19 protein-coding genes are annotated in these 22,020 nt (G+C 62.2%); 15 read left to right on the forward strand and 4 right to left on the reverse strand.

Going from position 1 to position 22,020, the window contains the following annotated elements; translation table 11 throughout:
* The first annotated feature begins 27 nt into the window (after window positions 1-27).
* The 13 genes from rplQ (at window position 28) to BLS48_RS27280 (ending at window position 13,758) form a co-directional block, all read left to right on the forward strand.
* Window positions 28-459 carry a 50S ribosomal protein L17 gene (gene rplQ, locus BLS48_RS27220; protein ID WP_091584620.1) on the forward strand — a complete coding sequence of 144 codons (432 nt, stop codon included), beginning with the start codon at window positions 28-30 and terminating at the stop codon, window positions 457-459.
* 198 nt (window positions 460-657) lie between these two features.
* Complete coding sequence (locus BLS48_RS27225; RefSeq protein WP_091584622.1) at window positions 658-2,148, forward strand: DegQ family serine endoprotease; 1,491 nt, start codon at window positions 658-660, stop codon at window positions 2,146-2,148.
* A 48-nt stretch (window positions 2,149-2,196) separates the two neighbouring features.
* The gene (locus tag BLS48_RS27230) at window positions 2,197-3,504 is read left to right on the forward strand and encodes a replication-associated recombination protein A (RefSeq protein ID WP_091584624.1); all 1,308 of its coding nucleotides are present in this window, start codon (window positions 2,197-2,199) and stop codon (window positions 3,502-3,504) included.
* Between the two features lie 5 nt (window positions 3,505-3,509).
* Window positions 3,510-4,187 (forward strand): DUF930 domain-containing protein, encoded by a 678-nt coding sequence (locus BLS48_RS36360; protein ID WP_244529920.1) that lies wholly within the window; start codon window positions 3,510-3,512, stop codon window positions 4,185-4,187.
* A gap of 153 nt (window positions 4,188-4,340) precedes the next feature.
* The gene (locus BLS48_RS27240; RefSeq protein WP_091584627.1) at window positions 4,341-5,171 is read left to right on the forward strand and encodes an aspartyl/asparaginyl beta-hydroxylase domain-containing protein; all 831 of its coding nucleotides are present in this window, start codon (window positions 4,341-4,343) and stop codon (window positions 5,169-5,171) included.
* A 210-nt stretch (window positions 5,172-5,381) separates the two neighbouring features.
* Complete coding sequence (locus BLS48_RS27245; protein ID WP_091584629.1) at window positions 5,382-6,353, forward strand: helix-turn-helix domain-containing protein; 972 nt, start codon at window positions 5,382-5,384, stop codon at window positions 6,351-6,353.
* Between the two features lie 141 nt (window positions 6,354-6,494).
* Window positions 6,495-8,012: an aldehyde dehydrogenase gene (gene adh / locus BLS48_RS27250; protein WP_091584631.1), complete on the forward strand. Its 1,518-nt coding sequence runs from the start codon at window positions 6,495-6,497 to the stop codon at window positions 8,010-8,012.
* 123 nt (window positions 8,013-8,135) lie between these two features.
* On the forward strand, window positions 8,136-8,507 hold the full coding sequence (locus BLS48_RS27255; RefSeq protein WP_091584811.1) for a DUF779 domain-containing protein: 372 nt from the start codon (window positions 8,136-8,138) through the stop codon (window positions 8,505-8,507).
* Window positions 8,508-8,538: 31 nt separating this feature from the next.
* Window positions 8,539-8,913 (forward strand): fluoride efflux transporter CrcB, encoded by a 375-nt coding sequence (crcB, locus tag BLS48_RS27260; RefSeq protein WP_091584633.1) that lies wholly within the window; start codon window positions 8,539-8,541, stop codon window positions 8,911-8,913.
* A gap of 60 nt (window positions 8,914-8,973) precedes the next feature.
* A complete protein-coding gene (locus tag BLS48_RS27265; protein ID WP_091584635.1) occupies window positions 8,974-9,954 on the forward strand; it encodes an RluA family pseudouridine synthase in 981 nt (326 codons plus the stop codon).
* A 47-nt stretch (window positions 9,955-10,001) separates the two neighbouring features.
* A complete protein-coding gene (locus BLS48_RS27270) occupies window positions 10,002-10,874 on the forward strand; it encodes a DMT family transporter (protein ID WP_167365265.1) in 873 nt (290 codons plus the stop codon).
* A 12-nt stretch (window positions 10,875-10,886) separates the two neighbouring features.
* Window positions 10,887-11,678 carry an ATP12 family chaperone protein gene (locus tag BLS48_RS27275; protein ID WP_091584639.1) on the forward strand — a complete coding sequence of 264 codons (792 nt, stop codon included), beginning with the start codon at window positions 10,887-10,889 and terminating at the stop codon, window positions 11,676-11,678.
* A 193-nt stretch (window positions 11,679-11,871) separates the two neighbouring features.
* Window positions 11,872-13,758 carry an MFS transporter gene (locus tag BLS48_RS27280; protein WP_091584641.1) on the forward strand — a complete coding sequence of 629 codons (1,887 nt, stop codon included), beginning with the start codon at window positions 11,872-11,874 and terminating at the stop codon, window positions 13,756-13,758.
* 88 nt (window positions 13,759-13,846) lie between these two features.
* On the opposite strand, the gene BLS48_RS27285 is transcribed toward BLS48_RS27280, so the two are convergent.
* Window positions 13,847-14,044: a DUF2735 domain-containing protein gene (locus tag BLS48_RS27285; RefSeq protein WP_091584643.1), complete on the reverse strand. Its 198-nt coding sequence runs from the start codon at window positions 14,042-14,044 to the stop codon at window positions 13,847-13,849.
* Window positions 14,045-14,359: 315 nt separating this feature from the next.
* Between BLS48_RS27285 and BLS48_RS27290 the strand changes: the two genes are divergently transcribed.
* The gene (locus BLS48_RS27290) at window positions 14,360-15,400 is read left to right on the forward strand and encodes a glutamine synthetase beta-grasp domain-containing protein (protein WP_091584646.1); all 1,041 of its coding nucleotides are present in this window, start codon (window positions 14,360-14,362) and stop codon (window positions 15,398-15,400) included.
* 1,073 nt (window positions 15,401-16,473) lie between these two features.
* Here the strand turns inward: BLS48_RS27290 and glnA are convergent.
* Together glnA and BLS48_RS27300 are read right to left on the reverse strand one after the other, a co-directional pair.
* On the reverse strand, window positions 16,474-17,883 hold the full coding sequence (gene glnA / locus BLS48_RS27295) for a type I glutamate--ammonia ligase (protein ID WP_091584648.1): 1,410 nt from the start codon (window positions 17,881-17,883) through the stop codon (window positions 16,474-16,476).
* Window positions 17,884-17,946: 63 nt separating this feature from the next.
* Complete coding sequence (locus tag BLS48_RS27300) at window positions 17,947-18,285, reverse strand: P-II family nitrogen regulator (protein WP_006205430.1); 339 nt, start codon at window positions 18,283-18,285, stop codon at window positions 17,947-17,949.
* A 347-nt stretch (window positions 18,286-18,632) separates the two neighbouring features.
* On the opposite strand from BLS48_RS27300, the gene BLS48_RS27305 reads away from it, so the two are divergent.
* The gene (locus BLS48_RS27305; RefSeq protein WP_091584650.1) at window positions 18,633-20,162 is read left to right on the forward strand and encodes an NAD(P)H-hydrate dehydratase; all 1,530 of its coding nucleotides are present in this window, start codon (window positions 18,633-18,635) and stop codon (window positions 20,160-20,162) included.
* Window positions 20,163-20,197: 35 nt separating this feature from the next.
* Here BLS48_RS27305 and BLS48_RS27310 read toward each other — a convergent pair whose 3' ends face one another.
* Window positions 20,198-21,730 (reverse strand): acyl-CoA carboxylase subunit beta, encoded by a 1,533-nt coding sequence (locus BLS48_RS27310; RefSeq protein WP_091584651.1) that lies wholly within the window; start codon window positions 21,728-21,730, stop codon window positions 20,198-20,200.
* Window positions 21,731-22,020 lie beyond the last annotated feature (290 nt).

Here is a 22,020-nt window from a genome sequence, read left to right on the forward strand (position 1 = left end):
TCGAACCCGCAATGAAGGAGAAGAGCCATGCGCCACGGATTTAAGGGCCGCCGGTTCGCCCGCAGCATAAGCCACCGCAAGTCGATGTTCGCCAACCTGGCGGTGTCGTTGCTCGAGCACGAGCAGATCGTCACCACCCTGCCGAAGGCGAAGGACCTGCGTCCGATCGTCGAGAAGCTGGTAACGCTCGGCAAGCGCGGCGACCTGCACGCCCGCCGCCAGGTGATCGCGCAGATCGGCAATGAAGGCGTCGTCAAGCGCCTGTTCGACACCATCGCCCCACGCTACGCCACCCGCAACGGCGGCTACCTGCGCATCATGAAGGCGGGCTTCCGCCACGGCGACAACGCAGCGATGGCGGTCATCGAATTCGTCGACCGCGACACCTCGGCCAAGGGCGCCGGCGACCGCGCCCGCATGGAGGCGGAAGGCACCGACGAGGAAGCCGCGGCCGCATAAGGCTCGGCTTTTCCTGAAGAGTTCAAAGGGGCCTGCAGGCCCCTTTTGTTTTCTTGAAGCGGCAATTTGCGGCGAAGCGGATTTCTTGCCAGGAACCGAGGGCCTTTTGGCCGAAATATTCGGATTTCAGAGGCTTAGCCTTTCATTTTGCACAATCGTCGGGACAATGCGCCCGAACTCGCCCTGGAGGATTCGCGAATGCGCGCCAAAAGACTGTCCCTTGTTCTGCTCTGCGCCATGCTGGCGTTCGCAGCCGCGCCGGCAGTCAGGCAAGCTCTTGCCGAGGATGCCCCCAAGGCAGACCCCGGGCTTTCCGATGTGCTGACCGACCTGCTGCATGGCGTGGAGGGCGAAAACACCACATCGGGGCCCGACAAGCGCGTGCCCTTCGGCCGCGAGGAAGTGCAACTGTCGTTCGCGCCGCTGGTCAAGCAGACAGCGCCTGCCGTGGTCAATGTCTATGCCTCGCAGACGGCCAAGGTCACGTCGCCTTTTGAAGGCGATCCGTTCTTCGAGGAGTTTTTCGGCCGCGCGCAGCCGCGGGCGCAGTCTTCGCTGGGCTCGGGGGTGCTTGTCGATCCAAGCGGCGTCATCGTCACCAATTTCCACGTCATCAAGGACGCCGACGAGGTCAAGGTGGCGACCGCCGACGGGCGCGAATTCACCAGCAAGGTGATGTTGAAAGATGAGACTCTTGATCTTGCCGTGCTCAAGATCGAGTCCGACAAGCCGTTTCCCGTCATCGCCATTGGCGATTCCGATGCACTCGAGGTCGGCGACCTGGTGCTGGCCATCGGCAATCCCTTCGGCGTCGGACAGACCACGACGAGCGGCATCGTTTCGGCCCTTGCCCGCAGCCATATCGGCGTTTCGGATTCAGGCTATTTCATCCAGACCGACGCCGCCATCAATCCCGGCAATTCCGGTGGTGCGCTGATCAACATGGGTGGCCAGTTGGTCGGCATCAACACCGCCATCTATAGCCGCAGCGGCGGCTCGATCGGCATCGGCTTTGCGATCCCCGCCAATATGGTGCGCGCTTTCGCCGACGCAGCCAAGGCCGGCCTCGATTTCTTCGAGCGTCCCTATATCGGTGCCGAGTTCGAAGCAGTGACACCACAAATCGCAGAATCGCTCGCCATGGAGAAGCCGACGGGGGCTCTGGTCTCTTCGGTCGACGCGGCGGGCCCGGCGGGCAAGGCAGGGCTGAAGCCGGGCGATGTCGTGCTGCAGATCAACGGCAAGCCTGTCGAGAGCATTGAGGCGCTGGACTACCGCATGGCGACGCTGTCGATCGGTACCAAGGCCAACTTCGCGATCCTGACCAAGGGACAACAAGCAGCGATGGACATCGCGCTCGAGCGCGCGCCGGAGGGTGCAAAAGCCTCGGAAGTGACGCTGCATGGCCGCAGCCCGTTCTCGGGGGCCAAGGTCGCCGAACTGTCGCCGCGGCTTGCCCAGAAGCTTGGACTGCGCACCGACCTAAAAGGCGTGACGGTGATCGACATCAATCGCGATTCGCCGGCCGCCGATTTCGGCTTCCAGCCCGGCGATATCGTGCGCGAGGTGAACGGCACGACCATCGATACCGCGGCAACGCTGGCGCAGGTCGCCCAGCAGGATACGCGCTGGTGGCGCTTTACCGTCGAGCGCGGCGGGCAGATACTGCGTCAGGTATTGCGTTATTAGAGCACGGGCCCGTGCAATCGGGCGCATGCTCCAACCAAAAAGAAGTGCATGGCCGATCTGTTCAGCGTCGACGAACCGGAAAAGGCACCGCCCGGGCGGCCGCTGGCCGACAGGCTGCGGCCAAGAAACCTCGGTGAGGTCGTCGGCCAGGAACATCTGACCGGCCCTGACGGTGCGCTGACCCGCCTGATCGGCTCGGGTTCGCTCGGCTCGATGATCTTCTGGGGACCGCCCGGCACCGGCAAGACCACGGTGGCACGGTTGCTTGCCGGTGAAACCAGCCTCGCCTTCGAGCAGATATCGGCGGTGTTCTCCGGCGTCGCCGACCTGAAGAAGGTGTTCGAAGCAGCCAAGCTGCGCCGCGCCAACGGCCGCCAGACCTTGTTGTTCGTCGACGAAATCCATCGCTTCAACCGCGCGCAGCAGGATGGTTTCCTGCCGGTCATGGAAGACGGCACCGTCGTGCTTGTCGGTGCCACCACCGAAAATCCGTCCTTCGAGCTCAACGCGGCTCTTTTGTCACGCGCGCGCGTGCTGGTCTTTCACTCGCTCGGCGAGGAGAGCATCGCCAAGCTTATGGCGCGGGCGGAGGACATCGAGGGCAGGGCGTTGCCGCTCGACGACGAGGCGAAGGCGATGCTCATCCGCATGAGCGATGGCGATGGCCGCGCGTCGCTGACGCTGGCCGAAGAGGTCTGGCGCGCCGCCAAGCCGGGCGAGATATTCAATGCGGAAGGGCTACAGCGCATCGTCCAGCGCCGCGCGCCGATCTACGACAAGGGCCAGGACGGCCATTACAACCTGATCTCGGCGCTGCACAAATCGGTGCGCGGCTCCGATCCCGACGCCGCGCTCTATTATCTCGCGCGCATGTTCGATGCCGGCGAGGATCCGCTCTATCTCGGCCGCCGGCTGGTGCGCATGGCGATGGAGGATATCGGCCTTGCCGATCCGCAGGCGCTGGTCGTCGCCAACGCCGCCAAGGATGCCTACGACTATCTCGGCTCGCCCGAGGGCGAGCTCGCCTTCGCCGAGGCCACCGTCTATCTCGCCACCGCGCCCAAATCCAACGCCGTCTACACCGCCTTCAAGGCGGCCACGCGTGCCGCCAAGGAATACGGCTCGCTACTGCCGCCCAAGCACATCCTCAACGCGCCGACCAAGTTGATGAAAGAGGAGGACTACGGCGCCGGCTATCGCTACGACCATGACGAGCCTGATGCCTTTTCGGGCCAGGATTATTTTCCCGAAAAGATGGGCCGCCAAACCTTCTACGATCCGCCTGAACGCGGTTTCGAGCGCGACATCAGGAAGCGGCTCGACTACTGGGCAAAGCTGCGCAAAGAGCGAGGATAGCAGGCTTGCGTGGCCCGGTCGCCGTCACGCTTCAAAACGAGGCTTCGCCTTGGGGCATTTCAACCTCGGTCGTTCTCCACGCGTTGTTCGCCGCGATACTGGCCTTGATGCCGATACCGAAGCGCACGAACCGACCGGAGGAAGAGCGGGTGTCGGTCGACATCCTGACGCCCCAGCAGTTCGAGGCTTCAACCAGGCCGCCGCCGGCACCAGCGGCTCCGGTGGCGCCGCAGGTGCGGGCAGCAGAGCCGCAACCGGCTTCGAGCTCGCCTCGACCTCAACCGCCCAGCGCATCGGCCATGATCCGGCCGACCGAAATGCTGTCGGCCAAGACGCTTGCCGATCCACGGAGCCGCCAGGCGCGCGCCGATCTCGCGACCTTCGCTTCCGACGAGCGCATGGTGCAATTGTGCAATCTCGAGGCGATGGATCAGATTCGCCGATGGCGCGCGGATTTTCAGCCAGAGCAGGTCGTGCCTTATGCAACGGCGGAGGAGAAGATCACCGGCACGACGATCGCCGCCAACGGCGCTGCCTTTCGCAGCCGCAGAAACTGGTACGGCCTGAAGTTCAAATGCCAACTCGCGCATGACGGCGAAAGCGTCGTCGGCTTCGAATTTCTGGTTGGCGATCCCGTGGCCAGGGAAAAATGGGACGAACTCGGGCTGCCGGCGGTGCATTGACCGATATCCGCACTCCCGGCTGACGACCCGCAACGCCATGGGCGTTGTGTGGCGGACCAAAAAACCTTATCAAGGCGCGCGACCGGGGCGGTGGTCGTTGCCATGATTTGGCGCCACTCTTTCGCAACAGGATCGCGCTCCGCGCGTGGAAAAATGACAAAAACCCTTCGCAAAACCCTTCGCAAATTCGCCATTGCTGTTCCGCTTCTTGCCCTCGGCTTCTATTTCATTCCGATCCTGACGACGCTCTTCATCGTCCTCGGCCTCATCGATGTCCTTCGCAACGACCGCAAGGATATGTCGCTGTTCAGCGGCTATTTCCTTGGCAACGGCCTGTTCACCTGGCTGCTTTCGCCGTTCAACCTGCTGGTCGATCTCTTGTGCTACAGGAACCCGGGCGTGTGGAAGCTGGAGCAGTTTCCGGAGGATTATCAGCGCGAGGTCAACGAGGTCCTGGACGTCTTCAAGGCGCGCAAGGACGAGATCATTGCCGACATTGACGCCAATTTTGGCGCCGGCCGGCGCGGCATGTACGTCTATCAGTGGTACGGCAAGCACAAGATCGACAACGTCGCCGAGTTCAACAAGGATTTCAAATACATCAAGACCATCGCCGTTTCCGTCTTCAGCAAGCGTGAATCGACGTCCTGGCACTTCGGCCCGCTGCGGCTCAGCCTGCGCATTCTCTACAACCTGATTCCGGTGAAATCGGAGATCTTCGTCGAGTGCGGCAACGTCAAGAATTACTGGTACGACAATCCGCTGTTCATCTTCGACGACACGCTGCTGCACCGCTCGGTCAACGAATACGACGGACGGCGCTACTGCGTGTTCATGGACATCATTCGCCCGTCCCCGGTCCCCGGGCTCATTGCGGGCCTTCTCGCCATCGTCTCGGTGAGCGTCGAGCGCATCAATTCGATGTTCTACAAGAACTGGAAGATGATCGGTTCGACCAAGCCGAAGAAGGTCGGAACCAGCTGAGCTGAAGATCATCGATGCTGCCAGCCTTGCCGGCAGAGGTTTCCGCTTTGCGGGAATTGCCGCCAAGCCCGGACGCTTCCGCGACTGGTCTTGAACCAACGTCCTATAGCGCCATCGGGCCTTGTTCCTCTACAAGTCGACGCAGCGGATGTATCTCAATAGATATAACGCTACTGTGAGTTGGAAGCGACATTCGCCTTGGGAGGATAGGTGAGCGGACAGCAGCCGACCGGCCATCATGCGGATTTCATACAGGCATCCATCGCCAGCCGCGATGCGGCCCGCTCGGCGCTGGTCGCTTCCTGGCGGCGTTCGCTTGCATTGCATGGCCTCGATCCGGCCGAGCGCAAGGCGCCGCGACGCTTGACCGAGGCCGAGCTGAACGAAGCAAGGCAGCGCATGGAACCATTGCGTCGCGCCGCCGATGCGAGCCTCGACCGGCTGTACCTGGCTGTCGGCGGTGTTGGTTGCTGCGTGCTGCTTGCCGATCGCAATGGCATCCCGGTCGAACGCCGTGGCGCTGTCGCGGACGACGACACGTTCGACGAGTGGGGGTTGTGGACGGGCACCGTCTGGAGTGAGGACTCCGAGGGTACCAACGGCATCGGCACATGCCTTGCCGATCAACGTGCGCTGACCATTCACCGAGACCAGCATTTCTTTTCACGCAACACGCTGCTCAGCTGCACCACCGCGCCGATCTACGACCACGAAGGCAATCTCGCGGCCGCGCTCGATGTCTCGTCGTGCAGGTCGGACCTGACCGAAGGCTTTGTCGGCTTGATCGCCATCGCGGTCGGCGATGCCGCGCGCCGCATCGAGGCCGAGAATTTCCGCCTGTCTTTCCCCAATGCCCGCATTCTGCTTGCCTCGGCGGCGGAGCGCGGCGCCGGCGCGCTGATCGCGGTCAATGGTGATGATCTCGTGGTCGGCGCGACGCGCTCGGCGCGGCTGGCCCTCGGTATCACGCAACAGGCGCTGGCCAAGGGACTGCCGGCCGCCGACATCCTTGGCGGCTCGGCCAACACTGCCGAAGACCTGGATGAAGCAGAGCGCGGCGTGGTTCAGCGCGCCATCGCGCGCGCCGAAGGCAATGTTTCGGCCGCCGCCAGCAATCTTGGAATTTCGCGGGCTACCTTGCACCGCAAGCTTGCCCGCTTCGGTATCCGCCGTCCACATTGACCTTTGAGGCCCGCGACTGTCGCAGTTCTGCGACAGTCGGCATTGGCCAGTGCTGGGCGCGGGCTGACAAGTCCGACGCCATCGGCAACCCTTCCCAGCGACACGCCGCATCCCGTGGCGTTGCTTCTTGGGAGGAAGACGATGAACAAGGTAGAATTTTCCCGCACGGCCAAGGTTCCCTTCGCCAAGCGCTACGACAATTACATTGGCGGCAAATGGGTCGCCCCGCTTTCCGGAAAATATTTTGAAAACATCTCGCCGGTGAACGGCCGGCCGCTGGGCGAGGTTGCCCGGTCCGACGCCAGGGACATCGAGGCGGCGCTCGACGCCGCGCACAAGGCCAAGGATGCCTGGGGCAAGACAAGTGCCGCCGCCCGTGCGCTGATCCTCAACCGCGTCGCCGACCGCATGGAGGACAATCTCGATCTTCTGGCGCTCGCCGAGACCTGGGACAACGGCAAGCCGATCCGCGAGACGACCGCCGCCGATCTTCCGCTCGCCATCGATCATTTCCGCTATTTTGCCGGGGCCGTGCGTGCCCAGGAGGGCGGCATTTCGGAAATCGACCACGACACCGTCGCCTATCATTTCCATGAGCCGCTCGGCGTCGTCGGCCTGATCATCCCCTGGAATTTCCCGCTGCTGATGGCGGTGTGGAAGCTGGCGCCGGCGCTTGCCGCTGGCAATTGCGTCGTCCTGAAGCCGGCCGAGCAGACGCCCGCCACCATCATGCTGTGGGCGGATCTGGTCGGCGACCTGTTGCCGGATGGCGTGCTCAACATCGTCAACGGCTTTGGCCTTGAGGCCGGCAAGCCGCTCGCCTCGTCGAACCGGATTGCCAAGATCGCCTTCACCGGCGAGACGACGACCGGCAGGTTGATCTCGCAATATGCCAGCCAGAATCTCATCCCGGTAACGCTGGAACTCGGCGGCAAGTCGCCCAACATCTTCTTCCAGGACGTTACCGCCGAGGACGACGACTTCTTCGACAAGGCGATCGAAGGCTTCGTCATGTTCGCCCTCAACCAGGGTGAGGTCTGCACCTGCCCGAGCCGGGCGTTGGTGCATGAGAAGATCTACGACAAGTTCATGGAGCGTGCGCTGAAGCGCGTCGAGGCGATCGTCCAGGGCGATCCGCTCGACCCGGCAACGATGATCGGTGCGCAAGCGTCAAGCGAACAGCTGGAGAAGATCCTGAGCTACTTCGACATCGGCCGTCAGGAAGGTGCCGAAGTGTTGACCGGTGGCGAGCAGAACCACCTGCCGGGGGATCTGGCGGGCGGCTACTACGTCAAGCCGACCGTGTTCAAGGGTCACAACAAGATGCGGGTCTTCCAGGAGGAGATCTTCGGACCGGTGGTCTCGGTGACGACCTTCAAGGATGACGATGAGGCACTGTCGATCGCCAACGACACGCTCTACGGCCTTGGCGCCGGCATCTGGAGCCGTGACGCGAACCGCTGCTACCGCTTCGGCCGCGCCATCCAGGCTGGCCGCGTCTGGACGAATTGCTACCATGCCTATCCTGCGCATGCCGCGTTTGGCGGCTACAAGCAATCGGGCATCGGTCGCGAAAACCACAAGATGATGCTCGACCATTATCAGCAGACCAAGAACATGCTGGTCAGCTACAGCCCGAAGAAGCTCGGTTTCTTCTGATCACCTCCCGAGCCAGCGCATGATCCTGTCGCAAGGATCATGCGCGATCTCCACAAGAGGCGCGGCTTTCATCGCCGCGCCGCGGTCCCTTGTGGAGGAGCACGCTTCGTGATGGAGGACGGCATGCTCGACAAGGTTTCCCTGGGAAAAGTATCGGCCACGCCGGCGGCCCGGTCGTTTCTGGCCGAAATCATCGCCGATCACGGCCCGGTGCTGTTCCACCAGTCGGGCGGTTGCTGCGATGGATCCTCACCGATGTGCTATCCCCGAAGCGATTTCATCGTCGGCGACAAGGATGTCATGCTCGGCGAAATCGGCGAGACTCCCGTTTACATCAGTGCTTCGCAACATGAGGTGTGGAAGCACACAGATCTCATCATCGATGTGGTAGCGGGCAGGGGCGGCATGTTCTCGCTCGACAATGGACGCGAGAGGCGATTCCTGACGCGTTCAACTGTTTGTGCGGTGCCAGCGCCCACACGCACGGGGGATTGACCGGGCCGCCCCGCGAGGGCAGAAAACCGCCATGCTCAATCTCCTTCTCGTTGTTCTGGGCGGCGGCATTGGCGCCGGCATCCGCCACCTGGCCAGTATGGGCGCGTTGCGGCTCATCGGTCCGAATTTTCCATGGGGCACGATGGCCATCAACATCCTCGGCTCTTTCGCCATGGGCCTGTTCATCGCAGCCCTGTCACGTCGCGGCGGGTCGAACGAGCTTCGGCTGTTCGTCGCCACGGGCATCTTTGGCGGCTTCACCACCTTTTCCGCGTTTTCGCTCGATTTCGCGACATTATGGGAGCGGGGAGCGACGTTGCCGGCATTCGGATACGCGCTGGCCAGCGTCACTGGTGCGATCTTCGCCCTGTTTTTTGGTCTTTGGCTCGCAAGAAGCCTGCCTTAATGCTATTGCCGCGCCGAGAGCAGGCCCGGTCCTGCTTGGAAAACGGATAAAGCGAGAACCATGGCAGGTGTTGAACAGATCACGGTGGAGGCCGGCGAGGCGGGCATGCGGCTCGATCGCTGGTTCAAGACCCATTTCCCGGGCCTTGGCTTCGGCCATCTGCAAAAGCTGCTGCGCTCCGGCCAGATCCGCGTCGATGGCGGCCGTGTCAAGGCCGACACCCGTGTCGAGCCCGGCCAGACGGTGCGCGTTCCACCGCTCGAGGTCGACAAGAAGGGCGAGAGCGCGCTGACCGGCCATTCCATCCGCAACCAGGGCGATGCCGACGTTCTGGCGAAAATGCTCATCCACGAGGACCCGAAGGTTTTCGTCTTCAACAAACCGGCGGGCCTTGCCGTGCAGGGCGGCTCGGGCGTCACCCGCAATGTCGATGACATGCTGGAGGCGTGGCGCAACCAGAAGGGTGAGAAGCCGCGGCTCGTTCACCGGCTCGACCGCGACACATCGGGCGTGCTGGTCGTCGCTCGCACCCGGCTTGCCGCCATGAAGCTGTCCGAAGCGTTTCGCGCCCGCGAGACCAAGAAGACGTATTGGGCGCTGGTGAAGGGCGTACCGCCCAAGCGTGAGGACAAGATCTCGACCTGGCTGATCAAGGAGCCGACGCCTGACGGTGACCGGGTGCGTGTCGCCGCGCATGGCGAAAAGGGCGCCGACCACGCCGTCTCCTACTACCGCATCATCGAGCAGGCGGCGCAGACGATGACCTGGCTGGAAATGGAACCCTATACGGGCCGCACCCACCAGCTTCGTGTCCATGCCGCCTACATTGGTTGCCCGATCATCGGTGATCCGAAATATTTCGAGGCCGACACCAACTGGGATTTCCCCGGCGGCATTCAAAACCGCCTGCATCTCCATGCGCGTCGCATCATAATTCCCCACCCGGACAAGGGCGTCATCGATGTTACCGCGCCGATGCCGCCGCATATGCGCCAGAGCTGGAACCTGATCGGCTTCGACGACGCCAGCGCGGAGGACTGATCTTGAGCGGCGCCACCGACGCGCTCGACCGGCGCGACACGGTCGATATGGCCGCCGCTGCCATCATGGTTGGCCTGACCTTTTCCTGGGGGCTGAACTACGTCGCCGCCAAGATCTCCTACGCCGGCTACGATCCTGTTTTCCTGTCGATTGCCCGGTCGATCATCGGCGGTCTTTGCGTTTTCCTCTGGTGCCGTTGGCGCGGCATAGCGCTGTTCACCCGCGATGGGACACTGCTTGCGGGCATCGCCGTCGGCGCGCTTTTCGGCATCGAGTTCCTCTGCCTTTATGTTGGCCTGGAACACACCACCGTCGCGCGCAACACGCTGCTGGTCAACACGATGCCTTTCTGGATGCTGATCGGCGGGCACTTCCTGCTCGGCGAGCAGATCACCTTGCGCAAGTTCCTCGGTCTGTTGCTGGCCTTTGCCGGCCTTGCCGCCGTCTTTTCCGACAAGCTCGGCGGTAGCGGCGATATATTGTTCGGTGATCTCTTGAGCCTCGGCGCCGGATTTTTGTGGGCACTGACCAACATCCTCATCAAACGATCGAAGCTGGTTGATGCGAGCGCCGAAAAGCTGCTGCTTTATCAACTCGCCGGCGCGGCAATTGTTGGCGTGCTGGTGCTTCCTCTCGCCGGTCCGCCCATTCGCGACCCGTCTGCGCTGCCGACATTGGCCCTGCTTTTCCAGGCGGTCTACATCGTCGCCTTCACCTATGTGCTGTGGTTCTGGCTGCTGCGCCGCTATCCGGCCTCGGGCCTGTCCAGTTTCACCTTCCTGTCCCCGGTTTTCGGCGTTCTGTGCGGCGGCATCTTCTTGAATGAGCCGCTGACCATTCGCATTTTTCTGGCACTTGGCCTGATTGCCGCCGGATTGATCATCGTCAACCGGCCGGCGCGCAAGCTGGTGCCGATGTGAGAGAGATTTCTTATGCGTGATATCCTCGACGACCTCGAAGCGGGCAAATATCTTTCCGATCCGGACCCGGTGCGCCGCGCCCAGATCCAGATGAAAACACATCTGCCGAAGCGCTTTTACAAGGCGGCCTCGGTCGCTCCGGCGGAAGACGGCTTTGCCGTGCATCTCGACGGCAAGCCGGTACGCACGCCGGGCAAGGCGCTGCTGGCGCTGCCGACGGAAAGAGCAGCAGCGCTCGTCGCTGCCGAGTTCGCTGCCCAGGGCGAGACCATCAATCCGGTGACCATGCCAGTGATGCGCCTCGTAAACACCGCCATCGACGGCGTCGCCAGCGACCCGCAGGCGGTGCTGGAAGACATTCTGCGCTTCGCTTCCGCCGACTTGCTCTGCTATCGCGCCGACGCGCCGCAAGGGCTGGTCGAGCGGCAGGACCAGCATTGGGATCCGGTGATCGACTGGGCGAGGGCGACACTAGGGGCTCGTTTCAACCTCGCCCAAGGCATCATCCATGTCGAGCAGCCGCGCGAGACCATTGCAGTGCTTGGTGTCCATCTCAGCCAGCGTGCCGATCCGCTGCGGCTGGCCGCCATTCATGTCATGACGTCGCTGACCGGCTCGGCGCTGCTGGCCCTGGCTGTCGATTTCGGTGAACTCGACACGGAGGCGGCCTGGTCCGCCGGCCATGTCGACGAGGACTGGCAGATCGAGCAGTGGGGCCAGGACGCGGAGGCGGTCGCGCGCCGCTCCGCCCGCAAGCGCGACATGATGGCCGCCGCCGGCCTGCTCGAAGCGCTCAAGGGCTGACGGTTTCAGCGCTCGTTCAAACTCATCCCGCACTGCACATTAGACCAAAGTCATAATCCCAAAGGCGCCCTGCCGTTGGGGGGCGCTTTCTGTCATTTTTCCGTGATTGCTGTCCTTGAGTCCGTGTTCGGAGGAGAACGCGGACGATGACGGGCAGTATCGAGGACAAGGGTCTCACGGGAGGACATAAACAATGGCAATGGCATCAACCGCCGGCGGAACAAGCCGCGGCATGACGCGGGAAGAGAAGAAGGTCATCTTCGCTTCCTCGCTCGGCACCGTTTTCGAATGGTACGATTTCTATCTCTACGGCTCGCTCGCCGCCTTCATCGGCGCAACCTTCTTCAGCCAGTATCCGGAAGCAACACGCAACATCTTCGCCCTGTTGGCCTTCGCCGCGGGCTTCCTGGTGCGTCCGTTCGGCGCGCTGGTGTTCGGTCGCATCGGCGATCTTGTCGGCCGCAAATATACGTTCCTTGTCACCATCCTGATCATGGGCAGTTCGACGTTCCTGGTCGGCCTGCTTCCTGGTTCAGCGACCTGGGGCATTGCAGCTCCGGTCATCCTGGTCGGGCTACGCATGCTGCAGGGTCTGGCGCTTGGCGGCGAGTATGGCGGTGCGGCAACCTATGTCGCTGAACACGCACCCGACGACCGCCGTGGTTTCTACACCTCGTGGATTCAGACAACGGCAACACTCGGCCTGTTCCTGTCGCTGATCATCATCCTCGGCGTTCAGGCGATGTTGAGCAAGGAAGACTTCGCCGCCTGGGGCTGGCGTATTCCGTTCCTTGTCTCGGTCATCCTGCTCGGTGTTTCTGTCTGGATTCGCCTGACGCTGAGTGAATCACCGACCTTCCAGCGCATGAAGGACGAGGGCAAAGGCTCCAAGGCTCCGCTTTCGGAGGCCTTCGGACAGTGGAAGAATGCCAAGATCGCCATCCTGGCCCTTTTCGGCCTGACCGCCGGCCAGGCCGTGGTCTGGTACTCCGGCCAGTTCTATGCGTTGTTCTTCCTGCAGAACGTGCTCAAGGTCGACCTGCAGACGGTCAACATCCTGATTGCCATCGCCCTGGCGATCGGCTCCATCTTCTTCGTCGTGTTCGGCTGGCTCTCCGACAAGATCGGCCGCAAGCCGATCATCATGGCGGGGCTGGCTCTGGCGATCTTCACCTACTTCCCGCTGTTCAAGGCATTGACCTGGTCAGCCAATCCGGCATTGGCCGCCGCGCAGCAGAACACGCGTGCGACGGTTACCGTGGCGCCCGGCGACTGCAAATTCCAGTTCAACCCGGTCGGCACGGCGAAGTTCACCACGTCGTGCGACATTGCCACGTCGTTCCTTGCCAAGAGTTCTGTGCCGTATGACATCGTCACAACAGCGGCGCCTGGGACCCCGGCCACGGTGAAGCTCGGCAGTGAGACGGTCGAATCCTACGACGCCATCGCCGCGGGCGATCAGGCTAAGGCCAAGGATGCTGCCTTCACCAAGGCAGTCAGCATGGCACTCAAGGATGGTGGCTATCCGCTGAAGCGTGCCGCGTCCAAGGTGGCTGACCAGAAGCTCGACGCCTTCGTCGCGGCCAATCCCGAACTGAAGCTCGATGCAGCGGCCATCCGCGCCGGTGAGAAGGCAACGGTTCCGCTCGAGCAGGCGGTCAAGGACAAGGTGTTGACGTCCGAGGAAGCCGCCGGCGCCAAGGACGTGACCGTCTACAACATACCCGCGTCGGGGACCTTCTCGATGTTTGCCGATCCGGCGCAGGTCAACTGGACAAAGATCGTGGCGATCCTGTTCATCCTGATCCTCTACGTGACCATGGTTTACGGGCCGATCGCGGCGATCCTGGTCGAGATGTTCCCGACCCGCATTCGCTACACTGGCATGTCGCTGCCGTACCACATCGGCAATGGCTGGTTCGGTGGTCTGCTTCCGGCGACGGTGTTCGCCTTGAGCGCCGCCAAGGGCGATATCTACTATGGTCTGTGGTATCCGATCGCGGTCGCGGCGATGTCGCTGATCATCGGCGTCATCTTCGTCAAGGATACGCTTGGAACCGACCTGCATACCAAGCAATAGCTGACGGCTCGGTAGGCTAAAGAAAACCCGGCGCGAGCGATCGCGCCGGGTTTTTCAATACGTGGTCGAGACACGAGGAGGGCAGGGACTAACTCTGCCGGTCCTGCTTCGCATCCTCGATGGCTGCCTCGTGATACCAGCCGTCGCCGAAATCCGTCCGAGCACCGCGCAGCGAGGCAAGCTCTGCTGCAAACTTAGCCTTTCCGCTCAAATTTGAGGCAGGGGCGCGCGCTGCCACCGGGAACATCAAGATTTTAGCCGACGGAGGCGTGGAAATGATTTCCATTGTCGGGCTCCTTTCTTCTGCCGACCTTGTCGATTCAACTTGTTTTGAAGATAAGGTCTGCGATCAAGTTAGGCAATATGCCTACAAAAAGATCAGTATTTGCCTAAGATTTAGGCGAATTGTGACTATGGTTGATCCGGACGCATTGCTTAGGCGGCTTGCCAACTGCAACCCAGTACGGCGTCGATTTTGCCGCACCCTCCGAGGAGAGAGTGGCACACGAATTGCATTTTAGTGATCCGGCAGGTCGGCTGCTGGGCGGTCCCACATATCGGCGCCGCCCAGGGTTCGGTGATCAAGCAACGAGAGGCTAGAATGACGAAATACAAGCTCGAGTATATTTGGCTCGATGGGTACACCCCGGTCCCCAACCTTCGCGGAAAGACGCAGATCAAGGAATTCGCCGAATTCCCGACGCTCGAGCAGCTTCCGCTGTGGGGTTTTGACGGTTCCTCGACGCAGCAGGCCGAAGGCCACAGCTCCGACTGCGTGCTGAAGCCGGTCGCTGTCTATCCGGATCCGGCGCGCACAAACGGCGTGCTCGTCATGTGCGAAGTGATGATGCCCGATGGCGTCACGCCGCATGCCTCCAACAAGCGTGCCACCATCCTCGATGACGAGGGCGCCTGGTTCGGCTTCGAGCAGGAATACTTCTTCTACAAGGATGGCCGCCCGCTCGGCTTCCCCGAAAGCGGTTATCCCGCACCGCAGGGCCCGTACTACACCGGCGTCGGCTATTCGAATGTCGGTTCTGTCGCCCGTCAGATCGTCGAGGAGCATCTCGATCTCTGCCTTGCCGCAGGCATCAACCACGAAGGCATCAATGCCGAAGTGGCCAAGGGCCAGTGGGAATTCCAGATTTTCGGCAAGGGCTCCAAGAAGGCCGCCGACCAGATGTGGATGGCCCGCTACCTGATGCAGCGCCTGACCGAGAAATACGGCATCGATATCGAATACCACTGCAAGCCGCTCGGCGACACCGACTGGAACGGATCGGGCATGCACGCCAATTTCTCGACCGCTTATATGCGCGAAGTGGGCGGCAAGGCGTATTTCGAAGCGCTGATGGCGGCCTTCGACAAGAACCTGATGGATCACATTGCCGTCTACGGACCGGACAACGACAAGCGTTTGACCGGCAAGCATGAGACCGCGCCGTGGAACAGGTTCAGCTATGGCATCGCCGATCGCGGTGCGTCGATCCGCGTGCCACATTCCTTCGTCAAGAACGACTACAAGGGCTATCTGGAAGACCGCCGTCCGAATTCGCAGGGCGACCCCTACCAGATCGCCTCGCAGATCCTGAAGACGATTGCTTCGGTTGCGGCGAGCGCCGAGGTCTCGGCCGCCGCCTAAGCGTCGCGTCGGTAGAAAGAGGAAGCCCCGGCGTGTTCTCGCCGGGGCTTTTTTGTTCCAGCTGCCGGGTTGGATGCCGGAGAATGGAGCAGTGCTCCGCCTTAACCGGCGATGACGCCGCGCGCCTTCAGCGCAGCCGCGACCTTGGCGGCAAGCCTGGCGTGCGGTTGCCGTCGCGGCCGATCATGTCACGGTTGGCGACCGCGCGGCCTCCTCGGTCGCCTGCACCACGGCGGCGTAGAGGGTGTGCATACGCTCCCAGGGAATGAAGTCGATATGGCCGTAGCTCTGCTCGTCCGACAGGCCTTGCCGGACACGGCCGTTGAGCGCGTCGGATTGGCGGTGGTGCCGCCGCCATCCCCCCGATGGTCTGCTCCTGCAGGAGCCCCGGCCTGTGCCGGGGTTCCTTTTGCCGGCGCCCGGCAGATCGGATCTCGTGCAAAAAGGACCCAGAAAAAGTCAGACAATCCAGGCGGTCGCAGATCCCGCCAAAGTCCCGGCTGCTGCCATGTCCGTTTCCAGCAGCAGCTTGGCAGAAAGCCCGGAAAACCGCCTTTTCAGGCGTTCTTCAGTGGCTGCGGCCCTTCCTTAAGCGCCTGTTCGGGCTGTTAAATCGGCTATCAACAGCCTGGCTGGCGGCGTTGACAGATCGCAGTGCAGCATGCGTATTCGGAAACCTTGGGGTTACGTCACGCGATGCTGTTCGGACGGGCGGGGTTTTCTTGAACGGCGGCATTGGCGGGGGCGCCGGACGAGCGGTCACTGTAGCCTGAGACAGTGCGCCGCTCGCTCCTGGCTTCATTTCCGTAGTCGAACACCACTCCTCATCGTCGATCGACACTGCTGAGCCAAGCTCGTGTCTTTGGGCTGACGTGCATTGCCTGCCAATGGGCCACAGGCTCATCGGCCCAAGCATGCATACGATCGTCGAAAGCCCAAAAGCAAATGCGGTGCTCACGTCCGACGATCGAGCGGCGGGAGGGCGACCGTGCAAACGCGTGGCCTGCCGGATGTCAGCAAAAAGCCCTTGAAGGAGGAAATTCCTTCAAGGGCTTTGAGTAATAAATCGAATCTCAGACCGAGTAGTACATGTCGTACTCGACCGGATGCGGGGTCATTTCGAAGCGCATCACTTCAGCCATCTTCAGCTCGATGTAGCTGTCGATCTGGTCGTCGTCGAAGACGCCGCCGGCTTTCAGGAAGCCACGATCCTTGTCGAGACTCTGCAGCGCTTCGCGCAGCGAGCCGCAGACGGTCGGGATCTTCTTCAGTTCCTTCGGCGGCAGATCGTAGAGATCCTTGTCCATCGGCTGCCCCGGATGGATCTTGTTCTTGATGCCGTCGAGGCCGGCCATCAGCATAGCGGCGAAAGCGAGGTAGGGGTTCGCGCCCGGATCGGGGAAGCGGACCTCGACGCGCTTGGCCTTCGGCGACGAGCCGAACGGGATGCGGCAGGACGCCGAGCGGTTGCGCGCCGAATAGGCCAGCAGCACCGGCGCTTCGTAGCCCGGCACCAGGCGCTTGTAGGAGTTGGTCAGCGGGTTGGTGAAGGCGTTGATCGCCTTGGCGTGCTTGATGATGCCGCCGATGTAGAACAGGCAGCTTTCCGAAAGGCCGGCATATTCATTGCCGGCGAAGGTCGGCTTGCCATTCTTCCAGATCGATTGGTGGACGTGCATGCCCGAACCGTTGTCGCCGAAGATCGGCTTCGGCATGAAGGTGGCCGTCTTGCCATAGGCGTTGGCGACCTGGTGCACGACATATTTGTAGATCAGCATCTTGTCGGCGTTGCGGACCAGCGTGTCGAACTTGATGCCGAGTTCGTGCTGCGCGGCGGCCACTTCATGGTGATGCTTTTCGACGCGCACGCCCATTTCGGCGAGCACGGTCAACATCTCGGAGCGCATGTCCTGCGCGGAATCGATCGGCGGCACCGGGAAATAACCGCCCTTGACGCGCGGACGGTGGCCGAGATTGCCGGTTTCATAGTCGGTGTCGTCGTTCGACGGCAGTTCGGTCGAGTCGAGCTTGAAGCCCGTGTTGTAAGGATCGGCCTTGTACTTCACATCGTCGAACACGAAGAATTCGGCTTCCGGGCCGACGAAGATCTGGTCGCCGATGCCTTCCGAATTCATGTAGGCTTCGGCCTTCTTGGCCGTACCGCGCGGATCACGGTTGTAGGATTCGCCCGAAACCGGATCGAGGATGTCGCACAGGATGACCATGGTCGACTGCGCGAAGAACGGGTCCATGTGGACCGTTTCCGGGTCGGGCATCAGCACCATGTCGGACTCGTTGATGGCCTTCCAGCCGGCAATCGAAGAGCCGTCGAACATCACGCCGTCGGCGAACATGTCCTCCTCGACCTCGATGACATCCATCGTCACGTGCTGCAGCTTGCCCTTCGGATCGGTGAAGCGCAGGTCGACGAATTTCACGTCGTTGTCCTTGATCTGCTTCATGATGTCTTTGGCTGTCGTCATGTCATTTATCCCTGTGTGATGACGTTTTTTGATGATGACGTTTCGAAGGATGGCGAGGTCGGCTCAGACCGCGTCCATGCCTGTTTCGCCGGTGCGGATTCGCACGACTTCCTCGATGTTGGAGACAAAGATCTTGCCGTCGCCGATACGGCCGGTCTGGGCCGCCTTGCGGATGGCTTCGATCGCGCCTTCGACGGCGTCGTCGCCAAGTACCACCTCGATCTTAACCTTGGGCAGGAAATCGACGACATACTCGGCGCCGCGATAGAGTTCGGTATGGCCCTTCTGGCGGCCAAAACCTTTGGCCTCGGTAACGGTGATGCCTTGCAGTCCGGCCTCCTGAAGGGCTTCCTTCACTTCATCCAGCTTGAATGGCTTGATGATCGCTTCGATCTTTTTCATGTAAAAAGTGGCCTCCACTGCCAAAAAAGACGGGTTGTGAGCCCCCGCTTGCGCCTCCATCTAGCACGAACTGTGCCAATTGGACGGATGCGAAGCGGTCTCATACGATTTCAAAGCCGAGCCGCGCGCGGATGCGTCATTCGCTGCATCGGATACGGCGTGGGCTGCTGGAGCCTACACAGCGCCAGCGCTTGCGTCCGCATAATAGTTAGGCATATCGCCCATTTGGTGGGCAGTTTTGCGCCTGCCACGTCCCGTCCCGACGATATGGCCGCAGATAGCGACAACTCCTCTTTGCTTCGGATCGAAAACCGGACAATGCTTGATCGAATGCGGATCGGCAATCCATGAGCAACGAACTTCTTTCTTCCGCCGAGATGGGCGAGGCCGACCGGTTGACGATTTCCGACGGCCCGGCCGACGGTATCGGATTGATGCGCCGGGCCGGCGAAGCGGTCGCGGCCGAGGTCCTCAAGCGCTATCCGGCGGCGACGCACGTCCATGTGCTTTGCGGCCCCGGCGACAATGGCGGCGATGGCTACGTCGTCGCCCGCCTCCTGGCCAGCAGTGGTGTCGGCATCACTATCTGGGCATCCGGCACGCCGCGGCCGCAAAGCGATGCGGCGCTCGCTGCCGCCGAATGTCCGATCAAGCCTCGGCCGCTGTCTGGATTTGAGGCCGAGGCCGGCTCGATCGTTGTCGACGCGCTCTATGGGGCAGGGCTGTCCAAGCCGCTGTCCGGCGATGCCGCCAGGGCGGTCGACATCGCCACCGATCTGCATTTGCCGGTCGTCGCGGTCGACCTGCCTTCCGGTGTTTCCGGTGACAGTGGCAAAGTGCTCGGCAAGGCATTTTTCGCCGACACCACCGTGACCTTCGCGCGGAAGAAACCCGGCCATCTGCTCTTGCCGGGCCGCGAACGATGCGGCGAGATCGTGCTCGCCGACATTGGCATCGGCGACGGCATAATTGCGCGGCTCCAGCCCCGGACGTTCGAGAACACGCCGACGCTCTGGCTGGACCATTTTCCGGTGCCAGCCGTCGACGCGCACAAATACAAGCGCGGCCACGCCGGAGTCTTTTCCGGCGGGCCTAGCGCCACCGGCGCGGCGCGGTTGTCGGCATTGGCCGCGGCCCGAAGCGGTGCAGGGGCGGTGACCGTGCTTTCGCCTGACAGCGCCATTGAAGCGAATGCCGCGCATCTGACCTCGATCATGCTGCGCAGGACCGACGACATCGCCGACATCAAGGCGTTTGTCGGCGAACGCCGGCCGTCTGCCTTCGTTCTCGGGCCCGGCTTTGGTGTCGGTGAGAGAACGCGGACCTTCGCACTCACGCTACTGGCCTGCGGCCAGCCTCGGGACGCCTCCACCAGGATTGACGGCCTGGTCTTCGACGCCGACGCGATCACCTCGTTTCGCGAGGCACCGGACGCTTTGTTCGAAGCCGCTCGCCAACCGAACGCACCGGCCCTGGTGATGACGCCGCATGAGGGGGAGTTCGCCAGGCTGTTTCCCGACATCGCTGGCAACGATGCCTCGTCCAAGCTCGACAAGGCGCGCGCGGCGGCCAAGCGTGCCAATGCCGTCATCGTCTACAAGGGCGCCGACACGGTGATCGCTGCTGCCGATGGCCGGGCGGCGATCAATTGCAATGGCGCGCCCTGGCTTGCCACCGCCGGTTCGGGTGACGTGCTGTGCGGCATCACCGCCGGCCTGTTGGCGCAAGGCATGCCGCCCTTCGAAGCGGCCTGCGCCGCGGTCTGGATCCATGCCGAAGCCGGCAGCCGGTTCGGACCGGGTCTGATCGCCGAGGATCTGCCGCTGGCGCTGGTGCCGGTGTTGCGCGAACTGGTCGCTGCCCGAGGCAGGCGCTGATCAACGGCGCTTGCGCAATACCAGCGACATTCAGCTCACAGCGGGATGTTGTCGTGCTTCTTCCAGGGGTTCTGCATGTCCTTGTTTCGCAGCATCCTGAGCGCCCGCGCGATACGGCGGCGTGTCGAGTGCGGCATGATCACTTCATCCACATAGCCACGTTCGGCGGCGACGAAGGGCGACAGGAAGCGATCCTCGTAAGTCTTTGTATGGGCCGCGATCTTTTCAGCGTCGCCGATGTCCTTGCGGTAGATGATCTCGACCGCGCCCCGGGCGCCCATCACCGCGATCTGTGCCGTCGGCCAGGCATAGTTCATGTCGCCGCGCAGATGTTTTGACGCCATCACGTCATAGGCGCCGCCATAGGCCTTGCGGGTGATGACGGTGATCTTCGGCACGGTTGCCTCGGCATAGGCGAACAGGAGTTTCGCGCCGTGCTTGATCAGCCCGCCATATTCCTGAGCCGTGCCGGGCAGGAAGCCGGGAACATCGACGAAGGTGACGATCGGGATCGAAAAGCAGTCGCAGAAGCGCACGAAGCGCGCTGCCTTGCGGCTGGCGTCCGAATCGAGCACGCCGGCCAGCACCATCGGCTGGTTGGCGACGAAGCCGACCGTGCGGCCCTCGACCCGCCCGAAGCCGGTGACGATGTTCTTGGCGAAATTCTGCTGGATCTCGAAGAAGTCGCCCTCATCGGCAATCTTCAGGATGAGTTCCTTGATGTCGTAAGGCTTGTTGGCGTTGTCGGGAATCAGCCGGTCGAGCGACAGATCGTGGTCGGTGACCGACTGGTAGCATTCGATCTCGGGAAGATCCGATGTGTTGGAGGCGGGCAGCAGGTCGACCAGGCGGCGCATCTGCAGGAGCGCCTCGACGTCATTGTCATAGGCGCCGTCGGCGATCGAGGATTTCGTCGTGTGGACGGAGGCGCCGCCGAGGCTCTCGGCGGTGACCGTCTCGTTGGTGACGGTTTTCACCACGTCCGGTCCGGTGACGAACATGTAGGAGGTGTCGCGCACCATGAAGATGAAGTCGGTCATGGCCGGCGAATAGACGTCGCCGCCGGCACAAGGGCCCATGATCACGGAAATCTGTGGGATGACGCCGGAGGCGAGCACATTGCGTTGAAAGATCTCGGCATAGCCGCCGAGCGCCGCCACGCCTTCCTGGATGCGGGCCCCGCCGGCGTCGTAAAGGCCGATGATCGGTGCGCGGTTGCGCAGCGCCATCTCCTGCACCTTGATGACCTTCTCGGCGTGCGCCTCCGACAACGAACCGCCGAACACGGTGAAATCCTTGGCGAAGACGTAGACCGGGCGACCATTCACCGTGCCCCAGCCGGTGACGACGCCATCGCCAGCGATCTTCGTCTTCTCCATGCCGAAATCGGTCGAACGATGCTCGACATACATATCGAATTCCTCGAACGAGCCCTCGTCGAGAAAGACCTCGATGCGTTCACGCGCGGTGAGCTTGCCCTTCTTGTGCTGGGCGTCGATGCGGGACTGGCCGCCGCCCATGCGGGCGATGTCGCGACGGCGTTCGAGTTCCTTGAGTACATCTTTCATGGCCGATCTCCCGCGCAGGCTGCATTTCGTGGTAATGATGCTCGCAGGCGAGTGCAAGCACCCCCTTCCTCATGGTTTTGTTGCGCTGCAGCATGGCGCCCCTTGCATTTGGCGGCGAACTGGGCCATATGCGGCGGCATAGGCGCTTGGGCCGGGACTATCCGGCCTTCTCGACGAATGAGACTGGTTGCGTCTGTTTTCCCTCTTTCCGGTTGATCGGCAAGGTGGCGAAAAAGCCCCGTGGCATGATGCCTGCGGGCACGACAGCGCAGCCGCGCGGACGGAATCGT

Source organism: Mesorhizobium qingshengii (assembly GCF_900103325.1).
In the GTDB taxonomy this organism is placed as follows: Bacteria; Pseudomonadota; Alphaproteobacteria; order Rhizobiales; family Rhizobiaceae; genus Mesorhizobium; species Mesorhizobium qingshengii.

What these genes read in the sequence shown, in the direction of transcription:
- BLS48_RS27230 (WP_091584624.1), top strand. Translation starts at nt 2,197, where the DNA reads ATGGCCGATCTGTTCAGCGTCGACGAACCGGAAAAGGCACCGCCCGGG.
- crcB (WP_091584633.1), top strand. Translation starts at nt 8,539, where the DNA reads ATGCTCAATCTCCTTCTCGTTGTTCTGGGCGGCGGCATTGGCGCCGGC.
- glnA (WP_091584648.1), bottom strand. Translation starts at nt 17,883, where the DNA reads ATGACGACAGCCAAAGACATCATGAAGCAGATCAAGGACAACGACGTG.
- rplQ (WP_091584620.1), top strand. Translation starts at nt 28, where the DNA reads ATGCGCCACGGATTTAAGGGCCGCCGGTTCGCCCGCAGCATAAGCCAC.
- BLS48_RS27255 (WP_091584811.1), top strand. Translation starts at nt 8,136, where the DNA reads ATGCTCGACAAGGTTTCCCTGGGAAAAGTATCGGCCACGCCGGCGGCC.
- BLS48_RS27300 (WP_006205430.1), bottom strand. Translation starts at nt 18,285, where the DNA reads ATGAAAAAGATCGAAGCGATCATCAAGCCATTCAAGCTGGATGAAGTG.
- BLS48_RS27270 (WP_167365265.1), top strand. Translation starts at nt 10,002, where the DNA reads ATGGCCGCCGCTGCCATCATGGTTGGCCTGACCTTTTCCTGGGGGCTG.
- adh (WP_091584631.1), top strand. Translation starts at nt 6,495, where the DNA reads ATGAACAAGGTAGAATTTTCCCGCACGGCCAAGGTTCCCTTCGCCAAG.
- BLS48_RS27275 (WP_091584639.1), top strand. Translation starts at nt 10,887, where the DNA reads ATGCGTGATATCCTCGACGACCTCGAAGCGGGCAAATATCTTTCCGAT.
- BLS48_RS27225 (WP_091584622.1), top strand. Translation starts at nt 658, where the DNA reads ATGCGCGCCAAAAGACTGTCCCTTGTTCTGCTCTGCGCCATGCTGGCG.
- BLS48_RS27240 (WP_091584627.1), top strand. Translation starts at nt 4,341, where the DNA reads ATGACAAAAACCCTTCGCAAAACCCTTCGCAAATTCGCCATTGCTGTT.
- BLS48_RS27265 (WP_091584635.1), top strand. Translation starts at nt 8,974, where the DNA reads ATGGCAGGTGTTGAACAGATCACGGTGGAGGCCGGCGAGGCGGGCATG.
- BLS48_RS27310 (WP_091584651.1), bottom strand. Translation starts at nt 21,730, where the DNA reads ATGAAAGATGTACTCAAGGAACTCGAACGCCGTCGCGACATCGCCCGC.
- BLS48_RS27290 (WP_091584646.1), top strand. Translation starts at nt 14,360, where the DNA reads ATGACGAAATACAAGCTCGAGTATATTTGGCTCGATGGGTACACCCCG.
- BLS48_RS27305 (WP_091584650.1), top strand. Translation starts at nt 18,633, where the DNA reads ATGAGCAACGAACTTCTTTCTTCCGCCGAGATGGGCGAGGCCGACCGG.
- BLS48_RS27285 (WP_091584643.1), bottom strand. Translation starts at nt 14,044, where the DNA reads ATGGAAATCATTTCCACGCCTCCGTCGGCTAAAATCTTGATGTTCCCG.
- BLS48_RS27280 (WP_091584641.1), top strand. Translation starts at nt 11,872, where the DNA reads ATGGCAATGGCATCAACCGCCGGCGGAACAAGCCGCGGCATGACGCGG.